Genomic DNA, 5,576 nt, shown 5'->3' on the forward strand with positions numbered 1-5,576 from the left:
GAGGGGGGATGCGCCGTACCCGGCGCTCCGGGGGGAGGAGCGCCTTCGGGGATCCGGGGCCCCAGAGTGGCGGTGATGTCCAAGCCACGTCAATAGATTGGACTAGACCTAGGGCTAGACCAATTTCCCGAGCCAAGCACCCCCGCCGACCCACCGCGCGCTGCTGACCTGGCCGGACGCCACCCTCACAGCGGTGTGACGCCACCCGACCACGGCCGGTGCGGTGCCGCACCGAGCAGCACCGCCGGATGTGCCGGCCTGTACGCCGGAGGCCGCGCCTCAGCCCCGGGCGCTCCGCAGACGCAGCCGGTCCTCCGTCCACCGCCGGGCGTGACGAGCCGCCTCCCGGCACGCCGGATCAGGGGGCCCCGGGGCCGGGCTGCGACCGGGCGTGCGACTGCGGCGGGACGGTCCGTCAACCCGGCCGCCCCGCACCGGCGGGCGGGCGGCCGCTGTCGCGCTCAGCCCACCTGGGCAGGCGGCTTGGGAAGCGCCGCCAGGGCATCCACCAGGGGGGCGAGCTCGGGCACATCCGCGGCCTCAGCCAGGGCCCGGGCGAGGGCTTCGTCATGGGTGGGCCGGGCGCTCTCCAGCAGCTCACGGCCGGCCTGGGTGACCTCGGTGTAGATGCCCCGGCGGTCGGTGTCGCAGAGATAGCGGGCGAGCAGGCCGCGTTCCTCCAGCCGGGTGACCAGCCGGGTGGTGGCGCTCTGGCTGAGCACCACGGCGCGGGCCAGCTGCTGCATACGCATGTGCCAGCCGTCCTGGCGGGCGAGCGCGTCCAGCACGGTGTACTCCACCACGGACAGCTCGTGGCCCCGCTGCAGCGCCTTCTCCAGGGTGTCCTCGATCCGGCCGTGCAGTGCGGCCAGGGTGCGCCAGCCCTGGGCTCGGACCTCGGCGGCGTCGTCGGCGATGCCCATCCGGGGGCCTCCTTACTCTCCGGCCCCCAGCTTAACTCGCGTGGCGCCATAGAGCGCGGACACAATTTTTGCAGACGCAAGACCCATCTCGGCCACGTGCGACGCCGCCCCTCGGCCACGCGGCCGCCGGAGCGGGGCCGAGGGGGGCGTCACCCGCTGTACGAAGCTGTGAATCGCTGCTTCAATGCTTGATATGCCCTACCGCCGCACCCCCGCAGTACAGGCCCGGCTCGACAGCCGGCGCGACGCCCTGCTGCGGGCCGCCGTGGAGCTGCTGGCCGAGCAGGGCTACACCGGCTGCTCGGTGGCGGCCGTGGCGGAGCGCGCCGGAATCGCCACCGGAAGCGTCTACCAGCACTTCACCGGCAAGGCCGAGCTGGCCGTGGAGCTCTTCCGCACGGTGGTCGGCGGCGAGGTCGCCGCGGTGACCGCGGCGGCCGGCAACCCGGCGCTGACCCCCCAGCAGCGGGTCACCGCCGTGGTGGAGACCTTCGCCGCCCGCGCCCTGCGATCCCCCCGGCTGGCCTATGCGCTGCTGGCCGAACCCGTGGACCCGGCCGTCGACGCCGAGCGGCTGGTCTTCCGGCGGACCTTCCGCGATGTCATCGCCGCCCAGGTCGCCGCCGGCGTCGCCGCCGGCGACCTGCCCCGCCAGGACGCCGAGCTGACCGCGGCGGCACTGGTCGGCGCCGTCGGCGAAGCACTCGTGGGCCCGCTGGCCGCCGGAGCCGCACCCACCGACCTGGTCCCCGCCCTGCTCTCCTTCACCGTGCGTGCCCTGGGAGGACACCATGCCGCAGACTCATGAGGTCACCAACCAGGCCCCGCCGCTGCACGGTCATGACGTCGCAGCCGATCCGGCACTCCTGGAGGCACTGCGGCGGGAGGGCGCCGGCTGGGCCGAACCGGAACTGCACGAGCTGGGCACCCTCGCCGGGACGGAGCAGGCCGCCGAGTGGGGACGGCTGGCCAATGAGCACCCGCCGGTGCTGCGCACCCACGACCGCTACGGGCACCGCATCGACGAGGTGGAGTTCCACCCGTACTGGCACGAGCTGATGCGCACCGCCGTCGCCCACGGTCTGCACGCCGCGCCCTGGCAGGAGGAGCAGCCGGGGGCGCACACCGCCCGGGCGGCCAAGTTCTTCGTCTGGTCGCAGGTGGAGGCGGGACACACCTGCCCGGTCTCCATGACCTACGCCGCCGTGCCGGCGCTGCGCGCCGCCCCTGAGCTGGCGGAGTGGCTGGAGCCGCTGCTGGCCTCCCGGGAGTACGACTTCGGGCTCCGCGACCCACGCACCAAGCGCGGTCTGATCGCCGGGATGTCGATGACCGAGAAGCAGGGCGGCTCCGACGTCCGCACCAACACCACCACGGCGGTTCCCGCGCCGGACGGCAGCCACCGGCTCACCGGGCACAAGTGGTTCACCTCGGCGCCCATGTCGGACGTCTTCCTCACGCTGGCCCAGGCCCCGGGCGGACTCTCCTGCTTCATGCTGCCCCGGGTGCTGCCCGACGGCAGCCGCAACCGCATCCACCTCCAGCGGCTCAAGGACAAGCTGGGCAACCACTCCAACGCGTCCTCGGAGATCGAGTACGACGGCGCGGTGGGATGGCTGGTGGGCGAGGAGGGACGCGGGGTCCCCACCATCATCGAGATGGTCAACATGACCCGGCTGGACTGCACCGTCGGCGCCGCCGCCGGGATGCGCGCCGCACTGGTCCAGGCCGTCCACCACGCCACCCACCGCCGGGCCTTCGGCAAGGCGCTGGTGGACCAGCCGCTGATGCGCAACGTGCTCGCCGATCTCGCGGTGGAGTCGGAGGCGGCCACCGCGGTGGCCATCCGGCTGGCCGGTGCGACCGACCGGGCCGCGGCCGGCGACGAGGGTGAGGCGCTGCTGCGGCGGCTGGCGCTGGCGGTGTCCAAGTACTGGGTGTGCAAGCGCGGTCCGGCGCACGCCGCGGAGGCCATGGAGTGCCTGGGCGGCAACGGCTATGTCGAGGAGTCCGGTATGCCGCGCCTCTACCGGGAGGCACCGCTGGTGTCCATCTGGGAGGGCTCGGGCAATGTCGCGGCCCTGGACGCGCTCCGTGCGATGACCCGCAGCCCCGGCTCCGTGGAGGCCTTCTTCGCGGAGGTGGGGCTGGCTGCGGGCGCGGACCGGCGGCTGGACGCGGCCGTCACGGCGCTGCAGAAGGAGCTCACCGATCCGGCCGACATCGAGTACCGCACCCGGCGGGTGGTCGAGTCGATGGCGCTGGTGCTGCAGGGTTCGCTGCTGGTGCGGCACGGCGCCCCCGCGGTCGCGGACGCCTTCTGCGCCTCACGGCTGGGCGGCGACCACGGCGGCGCCTTCGGCACCCTGCCCCCGGGCACCGACACCGCCGCGGTCATCGACCGGGCGCGCGCGGTGCCGGCGTGAGCGGTGCGGACATGAACGGTACGGGCACGACCGGTGCGGACACGACCGACGCGGGCACGACCGGTGAGGCGGAGCGGGTCACCGCCTTCTGGCGGGCGCTGGGGCTGCCCGGCCTGATCGACGTGCACACCCACTTCATGCCCGAACGGGTGCTGGCCAAGGTGTGGGCGTACTTCGACTCCGCCGGGCCGCTGGTCGGCCGGGTCTGGCCGATCGCCTACCGTGCCGCGAAGGAGGAGCGGGTGGCGCTCCTGCGGTCCTTCGGGGTCCGGGCCTTCACCTCGATGCTCTATCCGCACAAGCCGGGGATGGCGGCCTGGCTCAACGGCTGGGCGGCCGGCTTCGCCGCCCGTACCCCGGACTGCCTGCACACCGCCACCTTCTTCCCCGAGCCGGAGGCGGCCGGCTATGTGCGCACGGCGGTCGAGGCGGGCGCCCGGGTCTTCAAGGCACATCTCCAGGTGGGCGCCTACGACCCGGCCGACCCGTTGTTGGAGGACGTCTGGGGCCTGCTGGCCGACGCGGGCATCCCGGTGGTCTGTCACTGCGGCTCCGGACCCGCTCCCGGCAAGTACACCGGCCCCGGGCCGATCGGGTCGGTGCTGGCGAGACACCCCCGGCTGCGGCTGGTGGTGGCGCACCTGGGGATGCCGGAGTACGCGGACTTCCTCGACCTGACGGAGCGTCACTCAGGCGTGCACCTGGACACCACCATGGCCTTCACCGCCTTCGCCGAGCAGGACGCCCCCTTCCCCCGCGGCGAGCTGCCCCGCCTGCTGGAGCTGGGCGACCGGGTGCTGCTGGGCACGGACTTCCCCAACATCCCCTATCCCTACGCCGAACAGCTGGACGCCCTGGCCGGGCTCGGCCTGGGGGACGACTGGCTGCGGGCCGTCTGCCACGGCAACGCCGCCCGCCTCTTCGGCCTGGCCGGCTGCTGACGGGCCCCGTCAGCAGCCGGCTCGGCCCCTCACCCGGCGGCGGTCAGCCCGTACGCCTCCGCGATCAGTCCGTACGAGGTCAGCCGCGCCTCGTGCCCATGGATGTGCGAGGTGATCATCAGCTCGTCGGCGCCGGTCCGCTTCCGCAGCTCCTCCAGCCCCTCCCGCACCGGGCCCGCCTCCCCGAGCACCACATTGCCCAGCCAGTCCGACAGGAAGTCGGCCTCCAGCTCCGAGTACGGGTAGGCCTCCGCGTCCTCCGGGGTGGGGATCGGCCCGGGCTGCCCGCGCCGCAACCGCAGCATGGCCAGCCCGGCGCTGCGTGCCAGCCGCAGCGCCTGGCGCTCGGTCTCCGCGGCGACCGCGCTCACCCCGATGACCGCATAGGGCTCCTCCAGTACCTCCGAGGGCCGGAAGGACGAGCGGTAGAGATCCAGCGCCGGCACCGTGTTGGCCGCACTGAAGTGGTGAGCGAAGGCGAACGGCAGCCCCAGCTGCCCGGCCAGCCGTGCGCTGAACCCGGACGAGCCCAGCAGCCAGACCGGCGGGCGGCCGCCGCCGTCCGGCAGCGGACCCGGCACCGCGGTGATCCGCTGGTACGGATGCCCGGGCGGGAAGTGCCCGTCCAGGAAACCGGTCAGCTCGGCCAGTTGCTGCGGGAAGTCGTCGGCGCCCTCCCCCGCACCGCGCCGCAGCGCACGGGCCGTCGCCGGGTCGGTGCCGGGAGCGCGGCCCAGCCCCAGGTCGATCCGCCCCGGGTGCAGGGCGTTCAGCAGGCCGAACTGCTCGGCGACGGCCAGCGGGGCGTGGTTGGGCAGCATCACACCGCCCGAGCCGAGCCGCAGGGTGCTGGTCGCCGCCGCGAGGTGGGCGATCAGCACCGGCGGTGAGGAACTGGCGACACCGGGCATGCCGTGGTGCTCGGCCACCCAGAAGCGGTGGTAGCCCCACTCCTCGGCACGGCGGGCGAGTTCGGTGGTGGCGTGCAGCGCCTCACCGGGGGTGTAGCCGTCCCCCACGGTCGCCAGGTCGAGGATCGACAGCGGTGCCGGGGCGCTGCCGCGCGCCCTGCCCCTGATCCGGTCCTGCTGCTCCGCTCCGCTGCCGCTGCCACTGCCTGTCACGGCGTCGCCCCTTCTGCTGCCCAGTTCCGCCGAGAGGCTGCAACCGGCATCCGAGACGACCTGTTCCCGCTTTGACACGGCACCGTACCGTGTCAGTTGTCACATGCGCTTCCACCCCTTACAGACCGGCCGTCGCCGACCAGGCGCCACGCCCGACCTGTC

At 73.9% G+C, this 5,576-nt stretch carries 5 protein-coding genes; 3 read left to right on the plus strand and 2 right to left on the minus strand.

Annotated features, from left to right (window positions below; all coding sequences use genetic code 11):
* Positions 1-461: 461 nt before the first annotated feature.
* A complete protein-coding gene (locus AOK09_RS31425) occupies positions 462-923 on the minus strand; it encodes a MarR family winged helix-turn-helix transcriptional regulator (RefSeq protein ID WP_055590631.1) in 462 nt (153 codons plus the stop codon).
* Positions 924-1,116: 193 nt separating this feature from the next.
* Here AOK09_RS31425 and AOK09_RS31430 point away from each other — a divergent pair, with 193 nt between their 5' ends.
* From AOK09_RS31430 to AOK09_RS31440, 3 genes are read left to right on the plus strand one after another with little or no spacing between them, the layout of a single operon-like run.
* A complete protein-coding gene (locus AOK09_RS31430) occupies positions 1,117-1,731 on the plus strand; it encodes a TetR/AcrR family transcriptional regulator (protein ID WP_055590632.1) in 615 nt (204 codons plus the stop codon).
* Entirely contained in the window at positions 1,715-3,349 is a 1,635-nt protein-coding gene (locus AOK09_RS31435) for an isovaleryl-CoA dehydrogenase (protein WP_055590633.1), read from the plus strand. The genes AOK09_RS31430 and AOK09_RS31435 overlap by 17 nt, the downstream gene beginning before the upstream one ends.
* An 11-nt stretch (positions 3,350-3,360) precedes the next feature.
* Positions 3,361-4,290 carry an amidohydrolase family protein gene (locus AOK09_RS31440; protein ID WP_055590634.1) on the plus strand — a complete coding sequence of 310 codons (930 nt, stop codon included), beginning with the start codon at positions 3,361-3,363 and terminating at the stop codon, positions 4,288-4,290.
* 29 nt (positions 4,291-4,319) lie between these two features.
* Here AOK09_RS31440 and AOK09_RS31445 read toward each other — a convergent pair whose 3' ends face one another.
* The gene (locus AOK09_RS31445) at positions 4,320-5,414 is read right to left on the minus strand and encodes an LLM class flavin-dependent oxidoreductase (protein WP_055590635.1); all 1,095 of its coding nucleotides are present in this window, start codon (positions 5,412-5,414) and stop codon (positions 4,320-4,322) included.
* Positions 5,415-5,576 lie beyond the last annotated feature (162 nt).

It is taken from the genome of Peterkaempfera griseoplana, assembly GCF_001418575.1.
In the GTDB taxonomy this organism is placed as follows: Bacteria; Actinomycetota; Actinomycetes; order Streptomycetales; family Streptomycetaceae; genus Peterkaempfera; species Peterkaempfera griseoplana.

What these genes read in the sequence shown, in the direction of transcription:
- AOK09_RS31425 (WP_055590631.1), bottom strand. Translation starts at nt 923, where the DNA reads ATGGGCATCGCCGACGACGCCGCCGAGGTCCGAGCCCAGGGCTGGCGC.
- AOK09_RS31430 (WP_055590632.1), top strand. Translation starts at nt 1,117, where the DNA reads ATGCCCTACCGCCGCACCCCCGCAGTACAGGCCCGGCTCGACAGCCGG.
- AOK09_RS31435 (WP_055590633.1), top strand. Translation starts at nt 1,715, where the DNA reads ATGCCGCAGACTCATGAGGTCACCAACCAGGCCCCGCCGCTGCACGGT.
- AOK09_RS31440 (WP_055590634.1), top strand. Translation starts at nt 3,361, where the DNA reads ATGAACGGTACGGGCACGACCGGTGCGGACACGACCGACGCGGGCACG.